The following is a 17353-nucleotide window of genomic DNA, read 5'->3' as shown; positions in this document are numbered from 1 at the left end:
TGCTTAAGTAAACCACTTTGTACATGTGTGGTTTGCCAAAATTATCCGAAAAAAAAGCCGAGTCTTAACTCGGCTCTTGTTGCGCGTTGTTATTCGCCGTCTTTCACTTCAGGCTCTATAACGCTGACCCCAAGCTCAACTAACTGCACTGGATTGGCAAATCCTGGTGCATTGGTAAGCGGACATGCCGCTGTAGTTGTTTTAGGGAAAGCCATCACATCGCGAATAGAGCTTGCGCCCGTCATCAGCATAATTATACGGTCTAAACCAAACGCTAGCCCCGCATGAGGTGGCGTACCGTAGCGAAGCGCCTCTAATAAGAAGCCAAACTTTTCGTTTGCTTCTTCATCGTTAATGCCCAGTATTCTAAACACTGCGGATTGCATTTCGCTATTATGGATACGTACTGAACCACCACCCAGCTCACAACCATTTAATACCATATCATAGGCATCTGAAATAGCGGCTGTTGGGTTAGCTTCTAGTTCTGCTGGTGTCATATTGCTTGGTGCTGTAAATGGATGGTGCATAGCGTGTAGGCCACCATCTGAAGTACGCTCGAACATAGGGAAGTCAACAACCCAAAGTGGCTTCCAGTCACCTTTAAGCAGGTCAAAATCTTCACCCGCTTTAAGACGTAGTGCACCCATAGCTTCTGCAACAACGTTGGCTTTATCAGCACCAAATAGAATAACATCACCAGTTTGTGCACCAGTGCGCTCAAGTAACGCTTTTACCACATCTTCAGTTAAGAACTTAAGCACTGGAGATTGGATCCCTTCCATGCCTTTATCAAGATCATTAACTTTCATCCATGCTAAGCCTTTAGCACCATAAATGGTGACATACTTGGCGTATTCATCGAGTTGTTTACGCGATAGCTTAGCGCCACCTGGAATGCTAAGCACAGCAACACGTCCTTCAGGGTCGTTTGCAGGACCATTAAATACGGCGAATTCGACCTCTTTTACCAGATCTGCAATGTCAATCAGTTCTAGTGGGTTACGAAGATCTGGCTTATCAGAGCCATAACGACGCATCGCTTCGGCAAAGGTCATTCTCGGGAATTCGCCCAGGTCAACATCAAGTAACTCTTTAAATAGACCACGAGTCATCTCTTCTGTTTTAGCCATAACCTGCTCAGAGGTCATGAAAGAGGTTTCGATATCTATTTGAGTAAATTCAGGCTGACGATCAGCACGTAAATCTTCGTCTCGGAAACACTTTACAATTTGGTAGTAGCGATCAAAACCAGACATCATCAACAACTGCTTAAATAGCTGTGGAGACTGCGGTAGCGCAAAAAATTGACCTTTATAAGTACGGCTTGGCACTAAGTAATCACGAGCACCTTCTGGTGTTGCTTTGGTCAAAATAGGCGTTTCGATGTCTAGAAAACCGTTACCATCAAGAAAACGTCTTACGGCACTGGTCACTTTTGAACGGAAAACAATACGATCAGCCATTTCTGGACGACGCAGATCCAAATAGCGATATTTCAGACGCTGCTCTTCAGTATTGTGCTGGTTCTTGTCCATGTTAATTGGAAGCGGCGCAGAACTATTTAATATTGTGAGCTCAAGACCAAGAATTTCAATTTCACCAGTACGCATATCAGCGTTGACTTGGCTGTCAGGTCTTGCTCTTACAAGGCCTTTAATTTGAACACAGAATTCACTACGCAAGCTGCTTGCAACTTCAAACACTTCTGGAAGGTCTGGATCATAGACAACTTGAACAATCCCCTCTCTATCACGCATATCGAGAAAAACTACGCCGCCTAAATCTCGGCTACGATTAACCCAACCCACTAGGGTTACTTCTTGACCAACGTGAGACTTATTAACGTCTCCACAATAATGACTGCGCATTTAGCTCTTTCCTTTATTCCGCAAAACGATGTTTGAGGTTCTGGTTCAAAACAAGACAAAAGCGGCATTATAGAGGTATATTGCCGTTTTCGAAATAACTTATCGACTAGTCGGTTAAGTATCAGTCAATTTTAAATAAAAATGAATAGATTTAACCCGACGTTACTGCTGCTGTGAATTTCTTGATGATTTTCCGCCCGCATTTTTAGCACGGTACATATGAGTATCAGCCGTTTTGAGCAGTGTATCGACACTGTCGCCATCTGCAGGGTACAAAGCGATACCCATACTCGCAGAAGCAGACAAGCTTAAATCATCGATAACAAACAATTTAGCTAAACATTGCTGTAGCAACTCAACGACAATATCTACCGCAGCCATCGACTCTACCTGATTAAGAATAACAATAAATTCATCACCGCCTAATCGGCCTACCGTATCAGAGCGCCGGACTGAAGCGGCTAATGCAGCACTCACTGCAACAAGATAGTCATCACCAACATGGTGGCCATGTGCATCATTAATGGCTTTAAAACCATCGAGATCAATAAAAATAACCGCAAACTGTGACATTTCACGACTATGGATTAAAATCGCTTGCTCTATTCTTTCTTCAATCATAGAGCGATTAGGAAGCTTGGTTAAACTGTCATGCTTGGCAAATAGTGCCATTTTGTTTTCTGCTTCAATCCTTAACGTAACCTCTCTACGTAGACGTCTATTTGCCAAAAGCGCCATGACGACAAAGACAGCTAAGGCACAGAATACAAGAATACTAACTCGTAACCTATTCTCGAAATCTTCCCGACCAAACTCAATGGTTTGCGATACCCATTTATGGTGGATCTCTTGCTGCTGCTCACGATCAATAGTAGAAATGACGCCATTTATATAAGGGAGTAAAGATTGCTTACTCTTATTAATCCCAATGTGGCTGCGCTGCTCAGCGAAATCAACTAACATCGACATTTTTAAGTTTGAAAAATGGCCTTTTTTCAGGCCAGAACTCAAATTAATGACTTTATCGATAAAGACATCCGCTTTACCCTCTTCGACAGAATTAAGTCCAGCATGACTATTTGGAACCAACACTAACTTTAAGCTCGGATACTCTCTCATAAGATCAGCAACGATGTGATAACCTTCAACAACGGCGAGTCGTAGCCCATTGAGTTCCGATAAGCTAAATATATTAACGCTGTCTAACGAGGTCACAACGCCCCAAGGAGAGGGCCAATATGGTAGAGAAAAAACCAAGTCAGTTTCACGCTCTGCAGTTGCCGCAATACTGCCAGACATATCAATATCGCCTTTTAACAGAGCATCAAGCAGTGCTTGCCAATCACTAAATTCAACGTATTCGAGTTTTAGTCCCAGTTCACGGCTAAGGATGCTAAAGACTTCACTGTTTATGCCTGCGTAGTGACCCTCTGCATTTTTATATTCCATTGGCGCCCAGTTATTAACATAGCCTACTTTTATCTTCCCTAGGCCTCTTATCATGGCGCGTTGCTGGGCGTTTAGTAGCAATAACTCTTTCGTTGGAGAATAGATCCGATCTTGTGGATTCAGAATCCATTTAGCTTCAATGGCAGCCAATTCTACCGATGTCATCGAGTTAAAACCTGCCGCTATGCGTTCAGAAAATCCAGGATCATTTCCTCTATTTAGGGCGTATAGATCGGTTTTAAAATGCAATGTTGGAAATTGATAAAAATCCTCCCATTGCTGTTTCAACAACAAGTAATGTTGCGTCCAAGCAGATGCAGCGACAAAACCATCAATTTCTCCAGCCTCTGTTGCTTCTATCATCTTCTCTACACTAGAAAGGTAGCGGAAATCTGAGTCCGGTAAAGCTTCGATTAAATCACTCAGATAAGGCGAAGTGGGTGCAACGGCAAATACCTTGCCCTTCATCTCAGTAAGCGTCTTATACTGTTTCTTAAAAGTAAATAACCGACTGCTGACTTGATAAATGAGATGCGCACGATTGAGCCCAGATTTCATCGATTCGCTTTCAGGATAGCCAAGTTGCACGTCAGCAGTGCCTCTTTTTACATTATCTATAGTCTGCTTCATATCGCCAGCGATAAACTTTATAGGTAACCCCGTTTTATCTGACCACAACTTCCAAATATCAACTAATAGGCCATGGGGTAAGCCATTAGGCCCTATATCAGCATACGGTTCCACGCCTGCTTGCATAGCAATGATCACTTCATTTTGGCCACGCTGAAGGCCTAACCACTTGCGTTTTACCCCATTCAGCTCAGCTTGCTCTATTTGCTCAAAACCTTGCATTATGCTGTGCAATTCAGAGGCATTTCCCTTCTTGACCACCGGATAGAAAGATAATTCATCAAGCGTTATTCGACGTTTAAACGGGAATGACATCAGTATCTGTTGGCTGACTTCACTTTTTCTTAGGTAGCCTTCTAGGCCGGCAAAAACCAAAATTTCGTTAGCTTTTACTGCATCAATAAGCTGCTTGCGATTGTCGTAATAGGCAAATGACACATTAGGTAACTTTTGCTGCAATAATTCAATATGTGCAGCTCCCTTAACGACCCCAACTCGATAGGGACTAACCTGTGAGAGCTCTTTAATATTAACGAGAGTTTTATTGATGTAGAGGTAGCTTTGTACTTTGCTAATCGGTTGGTAAAAATCAAAAGTGTTACGACGAGATAAGGTATCTGCCATCCCCATGTGAATATCGGTTAAACCGATTTCGACATCTTTTAAAGACTGCTGCCAATTTGTAGGCCTAAAATCAATCTGCCGTTGATTTTTCTTCGCCCATAGCAACCAATAATCAACCAGTAAACCGCTTTTAACACCGTTTTCATCAACATACTGAAAGGGATAAGAGTCGTCACTCATCGATATCAGCAATGGCTTAATATTATCATTTTGAGCCGAAATAACTGGATGCGTATAAAAGAGTGATAAAACAATGAGCAACACGTAGGCGTTATATTTCAATTACAATCCCTATAAAAGGTCAAACATCTGTAAATAATTTGTTTCAATATAGCTATTAGACAAAATTTTATGAGGAATTTCCAGTACTAGTCTTGCTGGTAACGGATATGTTTAGCTAGAATAAAGAGTTGAACTCCCACTATTTGATCACATGAAATCTTCACAAGACGACTTATACGCGAAACCTTACCAACAAGTCAGCGACTTTCAGTTCGATAATAAAGTTGCTGGTGTGTTTAATGATATGATCCGTCGTTCGGTGCCGGGCTATGGACAAATCATTAATACTATTGGAGATTTAGCACAAAAATATGCAACGCCAAACAGCAAAATATATGATCTTGGCTGTTCATTAGGCGCCGCGACCTTAAGTGTACGTCGCCGAGTAGAGGGCCGAAATTGCCAGATTATCGCCGTTGATAATAGTGAATCTATGATCGAGCGCTGTAAAGAGAACTTGTCAGCCTACGTCAGTGAAACACCAGTTAAGTTAGTTTGTGGTGATATCCGTGATATTGAAATTGAAAATGCATCGTTAGTGATCCTCAATTTTACCATGCAATTTTTGGCGCCTGAACATAGACAAAGCTTACTAAAAAAAATCTACGATGGTTTACTGCCAGGTGGTTTATTAGTGCTTTCAGAGAAGCTTTACTTCGAACAAGACCAAATACAATCGACATTAGATGATTTACATCTCGATTTCAAAAGGGCAAATGGTTACAGTGAGTTAGAGATCAGCCAAAAAAGAAGCTCACTCGAGCACGTAATGAAGCCTGACACGCTTCAACAACATGAATTACGAATAAAACAGCAGGGATTTAGCCAATTTAGTGTTTGGTTCCAATGTTTTAACTTTGCATCTATGGTGGCAATTAAGTGATAAGTTTTAGTTCTTTTTATAAGCAAATTTCAGATTCTAGCCTGCAGCATTGGTTAGAAACGCTACCGGCTATTTTAGGCCAGTGGCAACGCGAGCATAAGCATGGCTCACTTCCTAAGTGGGAAAAAGTACTTAATAAATTGCACTACCCACAACCTGACACAGTCGACTTTAAAACAAGTGTCACCATAGGTTCTGGTGAGCAGTTGTCAGTTGGTGAGCGAGAGAAACTCGAAAACTTGCTCGCAATATTCAAGCCTTGGCGTAAAGGTCCTTACTCTATTCATGGCATTGAAATCGACACAGAATGGCGCTCAGATTGGAAATGGGAGCGCATTGCGCCGCATATTTCTCCTTTAGCAAATCGTACAGTTCTTGATGTTGGCTGTGGCAGCGGTTATCACATGTGGCGCATGCTAGGTGATGGCGCCAAGCATGTGGTCGGTATTGATCCTTCACCAATGTTCATGTGCCAGTTTGAAGCCGTAAAAAGAATCGCAGGTGATGAGCACCCGATTCACTTCCTACCTTTAGGCATTGAAGAACTACCGCCACTTGACGCATTTGACACTGTTTTTTCGATGGGAGTACTTTATCATCGCCGTTCTCCGATTGATCATCTCATTCAACTAAGAGACCAGTTAAGAACCGGTGGTGAACTCGTTTTGGAAACCTTGGTCATAGACGGTGACGAGAATACTGTTTTAGTACCAGAAGATCGCTATGGAAAAATGAACAATGTGTGGTTTTTGCCCTCTGTAAAAGCACTCATGTTGTGGCTAAAGAAGAGTGACTTTATCGACATCCGCTGTGTAGATGTTGATGTCACCTCTCTCGCAGAACAAAGAAGTACTCATTGGATGCCCAATGAGTCATTAGTTGATTATTTAGATCCTAATGATGTTAGCCTTACCGTTGAAGGTTATCCCGCTCCGAAGAGAGCAACTATAATCGCAACAAAGAACCAACCAAATAAAGAAACCAAGTAAAGATTTAATCTAGCCGATAGTAATGGGAAGCACTATGTTTAAGCAGATAATTTGTATCGCCGCCATCGCAACCGTAATCACTGGTTGTGCATCAACTAAAGATGCAAACAAACCCGTACCTGTTGATGCAACTGTGCTAGAAGCCAGTTTGAACCAACAAGAAATTAATATTGTTAATGCAATTGATTCTTGCAAAGAGGCACAAAGCGCAAGCATGACAACGTTATCGGCTCAATTAGAGCAGCTCAACGCCCAAGTCGCTACGCTAAAGAAAGACAAAACAGCCGTTGTACCGGTCATCACTCCAGCGCAATGCCCTCCTTCTCCGCTGCAAGGTAAGTTTATTCTAGGCGCAGTTGAAGATGTTTTTATTGATGAATTAAAAGCAAGCTTTAATACCCGTATCGACACTGGCGCAGAGTCGTCGTCGCTCGACGCTCACAATATTATCTTGTTCGAACGTGATGGCAACCAATGGGTACGCTTCGACGTATTTACCAATGGTGCTAAACAGCCAGCACAAACATTCGAATCGAAAGTCGAACGCTTTGTAAGAATCAAAGAGGCAGATGATAAGACTGATAGGCGTCCAGTTATCCATGCCCATCTTGAGATAGGCAAATATAAAGCGGAAACAGATCTTAACCTCACTGATCGTAGTCATTTAGAGTTCCCGTTATTACTGGGACGCAAATTTATGCAAGACATCGCCGTGGTAGATGTAGGTCAAACCTTCATTCACGGAAAGAAGAAAGGCGGTAGTGCATCGTCAGCTTCTAAATAATAGGAATAATAATAATGCATTCAAGAAAGCCTTTTTATATTTTGGTTGCCCTGCTTTTTATTGCAGGGATCTCAGCAAGCGTCTATCGCGGCATTGAACATAGCGTGCCGTTTTTGCCAGGCAAACAAGTACAGAGCTGGGCAGTAGATGCTAAAGTCAGCTTCCAAGGTACGACTGAACCTGCTGAAGTCTCTTTCTCTTTACCGGAAGATCCTGCTTATGAGATCTTAGTCGAAAACGCCACTTCACCTGGTTATGGTTTGACTATCACCAACAATAAAGTAGACCGTCGAGCGATATGGTCTATCCGAAGTGCTACAGGCCGACAAGATTTATATTATAAAGTCACCTTGATCCCAACAGGGCAAACACAATTGCTCACTGACGTTGAGCCAGAAGCGCCAACTGCATACATGTGGCCTGCAACAGAAAGCGCAGCAGCTGCTCAAGCAGCAGAAGAAGTTTGGGCTAAAAGTGCAACCAACTTATCATTCGCACAACAACTTAATAAAGACCTTAATGCAGAAGAACGTAGCCAAAATATTGAGCTTCTGCTAGCGGGCAATTCACCAAGTAAATTGTTCATTAGAATGCTACACAGTAAAGGCATTCCAGCTCAAGAAGTCAGTGGTTTATTTCTAGAAGATCAACGTCGTAGACAACAGCTGTCAACATTTGTTGAAGTCTATAATGACGGTGAATGGCACCTATTTAACCCTGAAAATGGTACTCAAGGTCGTCCAGATGATCTATTACTTTGGGATCGCTCAGGTAAGTCAGTACTCGACGTCATTGGTGGAGTGAACTCTCAAGTTAACTTCTCCATGTTGCAAGATACGCGCTCAGCGCTCGCTACCGCGATCGATGTGATGAAAAATGACAATGCACTAGATTTTTCATTGTATCAATTACCACTTGAAGAGCAGAGCCTATTTAAGGGCATTTTGCTGATCCCAATCGGTGTTTTGATGGTGGTATTCTTACGAGTACTTATCGGTATTAAAACCTCAGGTACCTTTATGCCTGTGCTTATTGCGTTGGCGTTTATACAAACTACTCTTTTTACTGGCCTTATAGGCTTTTTGTTGATTGTAGCCTTTGGTCTAATGATCCGCTCATATCTATCTGAGCTTAACCTATTGCTCATATCTCGGATCTCGGCGGTTATTATCGTGGTTATCGGCATTATTGGCTTGTTTACCCTGCTCTCTTACAAATTTGGCTTAAGTGAAGGGCTAACAATTACCTTCTTCCCAATGATCATCTTAGCTTGGACAATTGAAAGAATGTCTATTCTGTGGGAAGAGGAAGGCGCAAAAGAAGTTGTTATTCAAGGTGGGGGTAGTCTATTCGTTGCGACATTGGCATACCTAGCGATGAGTGCGACTTGGGTGCAGCATTGGGTGTTTAACTTCTTAGGGATCCACTTAGTCATTTTAGCTCTCGTACTATTAATGGGTCAATATACTGGTTACCGTCTGCTTGAGCTGAAACGCTTTAAGCCTCTGGCTGGAGAATAATATGTTTCTCGCAAACCCTTCAGCGCTTGCCCGCGGCGGTATTTTGGGTATGAACAAACGTAATATCGACTATATTGGCCGATATAATCCACGTAAGTTCTATAAACGAGTCGATGATAAGCTAACAACCAAACAGTTAGCCCTTGCCAATGATATTGCCGTACCCGACCTTATTGGTACGGTTATTGAGCAGCATGAAATTGGTGAGATACCAGCAATGGTTAATGACAAAGATGGTTTTGTCATTAAGCCTTCAAAAGGTTCTGGTGGTAAAGGGATCTTAGTTGTCACGAAAGTAGAGAATGGTCGTTATTACAAGCCAAATGGCCAGGAGGTAACCCCTTCAGAAGTCTATCGCCATGTGTCTAACGTACTCAGTGGACTTTTTTCGCTAGGTGGTAATCCTGATGTCGCCATTGTAGAGGGGCTTATACAGTTTGATCCTGTATTCGATGGCTATTCCTATGAAGGAGTGCCAGATATTCGACTAATTGTCTTTAAAGGCTTCCCTATTATGGGGATGATCCGCCTATCCACGGCAGCATCTGACGGTAAGGCAAATTTGCACCAAGGCGCAGTTGGTGTTGGAGTTGATATTGCTACCGGTAAGGGCCTGCATGCGGTGCAGTTTGATACACCGATAGACTTGCACCCGGATACACAAAAAGAGCTGACAGCAATCCAAGTTCCACAATGGGATACGCTGTTACATACAGCATCTAAAGCTTATGAAATGTCAGAGCTTGGTTATTTGGGTACCGATATGGTGCTCGACAAATATAAAGGGCCTTTATTACTTGAGCTAAATGCTCGACCAGGCTTGGCGATTCAAATCGCCAACGGTCGTGGGATCTTAGGTAATTTACGCCATGTTGAGCAGATGAAGAACCATAATATGTCAGTTGAAGAACGCGTGGCATATGCAAAAATACATTTTAGTGCTACCAGCTAAATTGAAAAAACACCTTGTAGGACTGTTTATTGTCCTTACAAGTTTGGTCAATACGGCAGCTAACGCTGCCGTATCTCCAATCCCACTCTTAGTGGAGCAATGTCTTCGCTTCGACTTTCCAACGCTAGCCATTGACCCAAGCTTAGATAGTAAAACCAATGCCATAACCCTTGAAAGGCAACTTATCGGTTTTTTCAACATTAATGACCGCATTAAGTATTATCGCCATTTCCCACTCTCTTATGCAGATAGGGAACTGCTACTGCAGTGCCAACTCTACCTTGCAGATGAACTGGCACTTTACTTAGATTCAGTCCCTTTCCAATCACTACAGTTTAGCCTTGCTAAAAACCAACAACCACAGATGAGTGCACTGCTAACACGGATAAATCACTTATCAAAGAGCAGTATGTCCCCGAAACTCAAAGCACAACTGCATACAGCCCAAGCCGCCTTTAAACAGGAGATAAGCACTCAAGCACTCAGCTTAAATATTGCCGACTCAAGTTGCCAAATCTCAGAGCTGGGAACAGTCTCAATATCACGGGACTTTAATGGTACATTAGCCAGTTACCTGATTAAACAGGACAACGAGCAATGTAGAAAGCGAGTCTGGCAAGCTTATCAATCACGAGCCTCTGGTAAAAATAAGCTCGCACTAACAACAATTAAGCAGCTTAGACAGCAGCAAGCTATAGAAGCAGGTTTTGCTAGTTACAGTAAGTACCGATTACAACGACAAATGCTGCACTCTCCAGAGTTGGTAGAGCAATTTTTACTGACTCAAACAGATAATATAGCGATCGCGCCTTGGAATATCGGCAGCGAACTTGCCAATGCTCCGTCTACAAAAGTTAGCAAAATAAACTCTACACAGTGGTTAGTTTTGGTTGAAAAAGAGTTGCTGGCATTTGAGGTTCGTTTTGATTGGATAGACAACAAGATAATACGGGTATGGCATAGAAACCGTCTTCTTGGTGATATCTATCTATCTGAAAGTAACAAAGTCGCAGTAAAACCAATAAGACAGCCGGTGGTTGGACAACAATTTGGCCAAATTGAGTTGTCATTCCCTACCGAGCTTGCTAAATATCAGCAGCAAAAACAAGCGATAAAAGCTATCTCAACCGCAATCACAAAGTTAGCTAAAGGGCAGCAATTTTACTTACTCAATACCATAAGCGAAACAGACGATAGCAGTAACTTGGATGCGTTATGGTTAGAAAACTGGCTAGCAGATAGAATGCTTCCACAGGTAAAAGACGGCTCTCGTGAAGCCGTTTTACAACTATACTCAGAACAACTTAATGTTTTTAGAGCTAAAATTGCGGTAAACCTATATAGAGCGCATCAACAAAAAAATTCATTTGTTCCTCATCAGCAATTTTATCTTAGTTTTGGTAAATACTGGGATAAGACAGAAGATGCACCTTACACATTTAGCGCTATTGTTTACCAGGGACCGCTTTACTACCAAAAGTTATGGCAACAGAAAGTTGCAGAGTATATTTATCAGTCCACCAAAAACTGCCAAGACCAAGCTGCCGTTTTTGATATGTTAGTTGTTAATGAGGCATCAAATAGCATTGAAACAGTTCTTAAAATGCTGTTAGGTTCGCCCGTTACCGTCGATTCACTTATAAAAAGGATTCAACATGCCTTCGATGCTCAGAATAAGCACCCTAGCAGCTGCACTTTTTTGCGCCAGTAGTTTTGCAGCGCCAACAGCCAACGAAGCAGAAAACGCTGAAGTCTATCACGCTATAAAAACAAATCTTGAAAAGCACCTGTTTGAGCTACCGCCGCGTATTCAAGGCCATTATGGTATTAGACAATACCGGATGACTGGCGATGTAAAATACGCTAACGCAGCATTAGTCGACCTTTATGCCGTTACTGAGGCCCAAGCTTTTTACGCTTGTAATCTGGATAAGAAAGACTTTATTAGCAATGAAGCTAATAAGGCTATCTCTGTATTAGGAAAAGGTCCTCGTGCCAAAGCACGTAAAAAAGCATTAAAGCCATTTCCTGAGTTTATTTTCTATACCGATGTGTTATTACGTTATTCCAGTCGCATTGATGAATTTGATTTAACCGGTCCTTGTCATGAGCAACTAATTGAAACGCTAAAAAAAGCCGATTTGAAAACTGGCCTAACAGATAAAGCCATGATTGAAACTTGGGCAGCTCAGTTGATTAACTATGTTTACTGGGCTAAGCAGATTGGCGTAGGTGATTACTTATCAGATTATAAAAAAGCCTTCATTGATGTTTATCCTGATAGCAAAGACAGTCAGCTAGATAAAAAGCAATACCGAAACAAACTCTACGGTATGACGCATTTTATATTCGCTGCCAGTGAGTATTACCAGCATAATGTTGATGCTAAAGAGTTTGCCTGGATATTAGATCATTTTGAGCAAAACATTGATCGTATTTTAAAGGATGCCACTGATGACATCATTGCCGAGGTGGGTATTAGTTTTCTTTTAGCAGGGCAAGCAGATAACCCGGTGGTGGCTAAAACTCAACAGCATATCGTCAACGCATTTGACAGAAAAGAGCAGATAATTCCCTCACCGCGCGGCAACCCAGATCTTGTCATGGGTGAACACCGAAATGTATTAGCAATGATGTTGCTTGATTGGCCAGAGAAACTTCACCAAGGCCCTCACCTTGCGACACTAAAAGCAACTAAGAAGTATCTGCCAAAACAGGTGAAAGCTAAGTAATGGACAGAGCAAAATCAACATTAGAACAATGGCGAATTATCCAAGCAGTTGTCGATTATGGCGGTTACGCCCAAGCTGCTGAGAAGCTAAATAAAAGCCAATCTTCACTTAATCACGCAGTCGCTAAGCTCCAATTTCAGTTAGGTGTGCAGCTACTTGAGGTCAAAGGCCGAAAAGCTTACCTCACTGAATGCGGCGAAGTGTTGCTTCGTCGTTCTCGGCATATTACCCAGTCAGTGACTGAGCTAGAGTTATTGGCCAATAACCTGGAAACAGGCTGGGAGCCGTCACTAACAATTGCCCGCGAGATCATCTATCCGATGGATGATCTTGTTGATGTACTCAGCCAGTTCTACCCCGTTAGCCGTGGTACAAGAGTCACCGTGCTCGATACCGTTTTAACAGGCACTGCTGAACTCATCAATAATGAAGCGGTTGATATTGCTATTTGTGGTGGACCACCGCCTAAGGGATATTTAGCTGAGCCCTTAGTGGATATCAATTTTAGTCTTGTATGCCACTCTAACCACCCATTAGCTCAGTACGACGTCATCGAAGAAGATCAAACGCTTGCCCAGCACCTTCAGCTTGTGATCAAAGATACGTCCCAAGGTCCTAATACAGACCTAGGCTGGCTTAAGGCTGAACAGCGTTGGACTGTTGCAAATTTTCATGAAGCCATCGTCATTCTCAAAAAAGGCTTAGGTTTTTGCTGGGTTCCAGAACCACTAGTAAAAGCTGCAATTGAAAATGGTGAACTGAAAAAGCTTAACTTGAAAGGGTCAACAAAACGTAAAGCCACACTTAGTTTAGTGATCCCCAACCGTGATAAGCAAGGCCCTGCGAGTGAAATGGTTGAGCAATTATTTAAAAAACACCATCAAATTGAGTCAATCTAACCAATAAAAAACGCTCGCTAGAGCGTTTTTTATTTTCAGACTTTGATATTAATGATAGTGCCAATCATCTCAGAGGAAGCTTCAATGACTTCAGCCGATGCTTCGGCATGATTGACAGCCTGAGTGGCATTGATAAGCGCGCTATTTATATCTGCACTACTATCGCCAACACTTGCACTTGTCGTCGCTACAGCAGATTGACTTGAACTGGCAACATCAACAGTTGCTTGGGTCAAATCTGACTGCGCACTTTGAAAGCCATTGTGTCCTGAAATAATACTAGGAGGAATTTGCATAACAGCGCTCTCTTGTAATTAGAAATTAGATTATCAAGTAACGTACTAAAATTGTACAGCTATTATCAACATAATTAACAGTTCCAATAAGTTAACCGGCTATACTTATTTAGATATTAATCGACGCTGACAGCATTTTACGACTTGGTTTCAAGTTGAAAAAATCTGCATATGGTTAGCTGTTCAGCACGAGTACAAGTTAATGAGTGTAGTATTTTGCATCATTAGTTAGGCACAGCAAAATGCCCTTAACACTGGTAAGTTCGCTACAGAAAAGCGAGTTATTACACCGCTTATGGCCTTTTTAAATTAGCCACTAACAGATTAAAATGATACGGTAAAAACTAAATCATTAGATATGAAATAAAGGTAAACCTGAATATGGAAAAACCCAAAATATTAGTGATTGATGATGACCCAATCTGCTCAAGCCTTTTACTGTCAATATTAGGTGATGATTACCATGTCACCACAGCCAATTCAGGCATCCAAACGACAGAACTTGCCACCAGTTTGCAGCCAAACTGTATTTTTCTCGACATCATGATGCCAGATAAAAATGGCTATCAAGTGCTAAAAGATATCAAGGATAATGACTTAACTCGCGCGATCCCTGTCATTATTATTAGTAGCTTAAATGAAAATTCAGATGAAAACTTAGCGCTAAGGTTAGGCGCTCAAGATTACATCTTTAAGCCCATCACCCCAGCTGATGTTTACAGCAAATTAAAAAAACACCTTGGTTAAAGTGACTTAAGTAACTGATAGGCTATATGAAAAGTACTCAGTATCTTTAATAAAACCAATCTTTTCATACAATGCTTGCGCAGTGTAATTATCAATAGCAGTACCTAGGTCAATTCGTGCAGAGTTAGTACATTTAGCTAACTCTATAACATTTCCAATCAGCGTATTCGCGATACCTTGCTGCCGATGTGATGCACAGATAAATAGATCGTTGAGAACGATCACTCTTGCTAATGAAACAGAAGAAAAAGTGTGATAATTAAGCACAAATCCTACAGGCTCTTTATCGCTATAGGCAATAAAGACTGTCGCGTCTCCATTATTCAAACGCTGTTTTAAATAGTCACGATACTTAGTTGGTGCAGAAGCTTGCTTATAATACCAATTGCATTAAGTATTTGACCAGTTCAGAGCCCCCCAGCCTTTTCAATTCAAAGCGCATTGGTAAAGAAATGGTTGTTCCCTTTTAAGCCAATGCAAAGCAGAAGTGGAAAGACTGAGGAGCTCACGTAGTGCGGGTTTCAAAACGCTGTATGATTCGCTATGGGATTTGGATATAGAATAACTATTAGCTCAAATCCCACTACTTTCCTACAGCGTTTTGAATTCCCGCTGAATGGTCAAACTTTTAATGCAATTGGTATAAATCACCATGTATTGATCAAACAGAGGCACTAAGTCATCGAGTTTATCAATTGAGATCTTTTCTATATTCACTCAGTTTCCCTTTTATCCGCTAACAGAAATCTACATATTTATCTTAGTATCAGCTTTACCTACCTTTTACTTCCAGCCCATCTCCCAGTCTTTCCAAACAGGGTTTAAGCCTCGAGCACTCATTGCAGTGGCGACTTCCATAGGCGTGCGCTCGTCACTTATTTCAAATTGATCTAACTGAGAGTTGGGTTCATCGTAGCCACCTGGTTGTGTTGAACTACCTGCGCTGACATTGGTTACGCCAAGTGTGAACAGATTATCACGAAGCGCAGGACTTTCGCGGGTAGACAAACTAATTTCAAGTTGGTGGTTAAACAACCTAAAAGCACAAATCATCTGCACTAAGCCTTTATCGGTCAACTCCACCTTAGGTGGTACTCCGCCTGTGCAGGGTCTTAAACGCGGTAGTGAGATGCTATAACGACTGCGCCAATAGTTTTTTTCTAAATAAGCTAAATGATGACCCATAAGCAACGCATCTAAACGCCAATCATCAAGGCCTAATAATACCCCTAAGCCTACTTTATCAACTCCAGCTTTAGCCACTCTTTCCGGGGACTCGAGTCGAAAACTGAAATCTTTCTTCTTACCACGCGTATGGTGGTTAGCATAAGTCACCGGGTTATAGGTTTCTTGATAAAGCATTACCGCATCAAGGCCATCTTCGATCAATGATTGGTAATCGGTTTGCTCAAGCGGCTGAACCTCCAACGCAACATGGCTAAACTGCTGTTTAACCAATGGCAGCATCTGCTTAAAATAGTCTAAACCAACTTTTGTTTCATGCTCTCCTGACACCAACAGTATCGAGTCATAGCCCATCTTTTTGACCAATGACAACTCTCTAACCAATTCTTTTTCAGACAAAGTCTTACGCTTAATTTTATTGCTCATAGTAAAGCCGCAATAGTCACACTCATTGGCACATAAGTTAGACAAGTAAAGCGGAATATACATACCAAGGCTTGCGCCAAAACGTTGCCGGGTGAGTGCTACTGATCGCTGCGCCATCTGCTCAAGGTAAGGTTCTGCAGTTGGCGACAGCAATGCAAGTAAACTCGATAAATTGCCCTCTGGATTGATAAGTGCTCGCTCAACATCTTGCTTAGTTGTTGAATACAAAGACATCTGTAATTCACTGCGTGACAGTTTTTTAAACTCGTCGACAAAACTCATGAGGCCGCCTTTTGGCTAACTTGGGTGTGTAAGCGGTTAAACATTTAGAAAACCCGTTAATGGACTTGTATTATTTGCCTGCTTACTGACACTTCCTAACCCAGCAATAAATGCTGCTCGCCCGGTATCTACGGCTTGAGCGAAGCAGCGCCCCATAGCAACTGGATCAGCACTGCTTGCAATCGCCGTATTAACCAATACAGCATCAGCACCAAGTTCCATCGCTCTAGTCGCTTGTGAAGGAGCCCCAATGCCTGCATCAATCACCACAGGTACTTGTGACTGTTCGATGATGATTTTTAAAAATGGCTCTGTAGCTAAACCTTGATTTGAACCTATCGGGCTGCCCAAAGGCATCACAGCAGCGCAACCAACCTCTTCTAAACGCCGACACAAGACGGGATCGGCATGTACATAAGGTAAAACAACATATCCTTGTTCGCATAAAATCCGTGCTGCGGCTAATGTTTCGATAGGATCGGGCATCAGGTACTTAGGATCAGGGTGGATCTCAAGTTTTATCCAATTAGTCCCCAACATCTCTCGAGATAAATGAGCCGCAAAAACGGCCTCTTTCACATTGCGTGCACCAGCTGTGTTTGGCAGTAACTTTATCCCACGCTGTTGCAGTGGTTTTAAAATATTATCGCTACCGGTTTTCAGATCAAGCCGCTTAACAGCCAGCGTGACCAGTTCAGAACTTGAAGCGCTAATCGCCGCGAGCATTGCCTTTTCATCAGCAAACTTGCCGGTGCCAGTAAACAGCCTAGAGCTAAACTCTGTATCACCAATTTTCAACATC

Annotated in this window: 14 protein-coding genes and 1 pseudogene; 9 read left to right on the top strand and 6 right to left on the bottom strand. The window is 42.1% G+C overall.

Going from position 1 to position 17353, the window contains the following annotated elements:
* Nucleotides 1-89: 89 nt before the first annotated feature.
* Both aspS and L2730_RS15435 read right to left on the bottom strand, forming a co-directional pair.
* The gene (gene aspS / locus L2730_RS15440; protein WP_248975411.1) at nt 90-1871 is read right to left on the bottom strand and encodes an aspartate--tRNA ligase; all 1782 of its coding nucleotides are present in this window, start codon (nt 1869-1871) and stop codon (nt 90-92) included.
* Between the two features lie 162 nt (nt 1872-2033).
* Nucleotides 2034-4856 (bottom strand): transporter substrate-binding domain-containing protein, encoded by a 2823-nt coding sequence (locus L2730_RS15435; RefSeq protein WP_248975410.1) that lies wholly within the window; start codon nt 4854-4856, stop codon nt 2034-2036.
* Between the two features lie 151 nt (nt 4857-5007).
* On the opposite strand from L2730_RS15435, the gene cmoA reads away from it, so the two are divergent.
* The 8 genes from cmoA to L2730_RS15395 are packed head-to-tail and all read left to right on the top strand — an operon-like array spanning nt 5008 to nt 13615.
* Complete coding sequence (gene cmoA / locus L2730_RS15430) at nt 5008-5739, top strand: carboxy-S-adenosyl-L-methionine synthase CmoA (protein WP_220738014.1); 732 nt, start codon at nt 5008-5010, stop codon at nt 5737-5739.
* Nucleotides 5736-6728, top strand: coding sequence for a tRNA 5-methoxyuridine(34)/uridine 5-oxyacetic acid(34) synthase CmoB (gene cmoB, locus L2730_RS15425; protein WP_248975409.1), 993 nt, complete (start codon nt 5736-5738; stop codon nt 6726-6728). The genes cmoA and cmoB overlap by 4 nt, the downstream gene beginning before the upstream one ends.
* Nucleotides 6729-6762: 34 nt before the next feature.
* The gene (locus L2730_RS15420; protein WP_248975408.1) at nt 6763-7512 is read left to right on the top strand and encodes an ATP-dependent zinc protease family protein; all 750 of its coding nucleotides are present in this window, start codon (nt 6763-6765) and stop codon (nt 7510-7512) included.
* Between the two features lie 14 nt (nt 7513-7526).
* Nucleotides 7527-9032, top strand: a complete 1506-nt coding sequence (locus L2730_RS15415; RefSeq protein ID WP_248975407.1) for a UUP1 family membrane protein — start codon at nt 7527-7529, stop codon at nt 9030-9032.
* Nucleotide 9033: 1 nt separating this feature from the next.
* On the top strand, nt 9034-9984 hold the full coding sequence (locus L2730_RS15410) for an alpha-L-glutamate ligase-like protein (protein WP_248975406.1): 951 nt from the start codon (nt 9034-9036) through the stop codon (nt 9982-9984).
* A complete protein-coding gene (locus L2730_RS15405; protein ID WP_248975405.1) occupies nt 9953-11695 on the top strand; it encodes a M3 family metallopeptidase in 1743 nt (580 codons plus the stop codon). Before L2730_RS15410 ends, L2730_RS15405 begins: the two co-directional genes overlap by 32 nt.
* The gene (locus L2730_RS15400) at nt 11640-12716 is read left to right on the top strand and encodes a DUF3541 domain-containing protein (RefSeq protein WP_248975404.1); all 1077 of its coding nucleotides are present in this window, start codon (nt 11640-11642) and stop codon (nt 12714-12716) included. The genes L2730_RS15405 and L2730_RS15400 overlap by 56 nt, the downstream gene beginning before the upstream one ends.
* Entirely contained in the window at nt 12716-13615 is a 900-nt protein-coding gene (locus tag L2730_RS15395; RefSeq protein ID WP_248975403.1) for a LysR family transcriptional regulator, read from the top strand. Before L2730_RS15400 ends, L2730_RS15395 begins: the two co-directional genes overlap by 1 nt.
* Nucleotides 13616-13650: 35 nt before the next feature.
* Here the strand turns inward: L2730_RS15395 and L2730_RS15390 are convergent, their stop codons facing one another.
* Nucleotides 13651-13911 (bottom strand): chemotaxis protein, encoded by a 261-nt coding sequence (locus tag L2730_RS15390; protein WP_248975402.1) that lies wholly within the window; start codon nt 13909-13911, stop codon nt 13651-13653.
* A gap of 381 nt (nt 13912-14292) precedes the next feature.
* On the opposite strand from L2730_RS15390, the gene L2730_RS15385 reads away from it, so the two are divergent.
* Nucleotides 14293-14658 carry a response regulator gene (locus L2730_RS15385; RefSeq protein WP_248975401.1) on the top strand — a complete coding sequence of 122 codons (366 nt, stop codon included), beginning with the start codon at nt 14293-14295 and terminating at the stop codon, nt 14656-14658.
* A 6-nt stretch (nt 14659-14664) separates the two neighbouring features.
* On the opposite strand, the pseudogene L2730_RS15380 reads toward L2730_RS15385, so the two are convergent.
* The 3 genes and pseudogenes from L2730_RS15380 to L2730_RS15370 form a co-directional block, all read right to left on the bottom strand.
* Nucleotides 14665-15015: pseudogene (locus L2730_RS15380) on the bottom strand (GNAT family N-acetyltransferase); the annotation flags it as partial.
* Between the two features lie 426 nt (nt 15016-15441).
* Entirely contained in the window at nt 15442-16551 is a 1110-nt protein-coding gene (gene thiH, locus L2730_RS15375; RefSeq protein WP_248975399.1) for a 2-iminoacetate synthase ThiH, read from the bottom strand.
* A gap of 36 nt (nt 16552-16587) precedes the next feature.
* Nucleotides 16588-17352 carry a thiazole synthase gene (locus tag L2730_RS15370; RefSeq protein WP_248975457.1) on the bottom strand — a complete coding sequence of 255 codons (765 nt, stop codon included), beginning with the start codon at nt 17350-17352 and terminating at the stop codon, nt 16588-16590.
* Nucleotide 17353: the final 1 nt, after the last annotated feature.

Source organism: Shewanella kaireitica (genome assembly GCF_023284045.1).
In the GTDB taxonomy this organism is placed as follows: Bacteria; Pseudomonadota; Gammaproteobacteria; order Enterobacterales; family Shewanellaceae; genus Shewanella; species Shewanella kaireitica.
Note: the sequence above shows the minus strand (reverse complement) of the source record. Positions and strands in the feature narration are given on the sequence as shown.